This window comes from Mycobacterium talmoniae (assembly GCF_001854525.1).
Classification (GTDB): Bacteria; Actinomycetota; Actinomycetes; order Mycobacteriales; family Mycobacteriaceae; genus Mycobacterium; species Mycobacterium talmoniae.
Window position 1 is genome coordinate 1 of sequence record NZ_MLQM01000361.1, and the last position, 844, is coordinate 844.

Sequence of the window (844 nt, forward strand, 5' to 3'; positions counted from 1 at the left end):
ACCGTCGGTGGGGGGGGTCGCGGGCGGTTGCGGTGCACCCGTTGGCGGGGCTCCCGGTGGTGGCTCGGGCGTGTCGATCGGCGGGGCCGCTGGAGCAGTCGGCGCAGGGAAGGCCGGTGCCGGTGACATGTACGGGGGTGGACAGCCCGGCCCGGGGTTGGAGACACATGGCAGCCCCTCAAAGTTGCGGGCATACGGGCTGCCCAGGCAAACGCCCTGCGCGCGTGCGTCATTTTCCCACTGCGGCTGCCCGCATTTGGGATCGTTTGGCCCGCTCGGCGGACACAAGATGTCTTGCGAGTCGGTCTCGCAATCGGGATAGTCGGCCGGGGTGGGCGCCGCAAACGCTGGGGCGGGCAGCCCCAGTGCGGCTATGGCGATCAGGGCGCTCACTGCGGCCATCTTTGCCACACTGCTCCGAACGCCCGACGACGTCGCACAGCCCATGGGCCATCCTCCTCGCGAATCCCCCTTTATTTAGCTAGTCGCATTGCGGTGTGCCGGCTACTTGTCCGCGCCAGTGCCGCCGCCGATGCTGCTGCTGCCGCCGATGCTGCCGCCGCCACCCATGTCGCTGCTGCCGCCCATACTGGCCCCGCCGCCCATGTCGCTGCTGCCGCCCATACTGGCGCCGCCACCCATGTCGCTGCTGCCGCCGATGCTGCCGCCGCCACCCATGTCGCTGCTGCCGCCGATGCTGCCGCCGCCACCCATGTCGCTGCTGCCACCGCCGCTGCTGGCGCCACCACCGGTGCCACCGCCAATGCCGGTGCTGCCCCCGGCGCCTGTCGCTTATACACGTCTGACGCGGCCGGCGGCCGAGGTGGTGGAGGGCGGGCGGGGG

1 protein-coding gene is annotated in these 844 nt (G+C 71.4%); it reads left to right on the forward strand.

All coding sequences use genetic code 11. From position 1 onward, the window contains the following. Positions 1–508: 508 nt before the first annotated feature. Positions 509–844, forward strand: a 336-nt coding sequence (locus BKN37_RS29670) for a hypothetical protein (RefSeq protein WP_207547309.1), incomplete at its 3' end; no start/stop codon positions are given.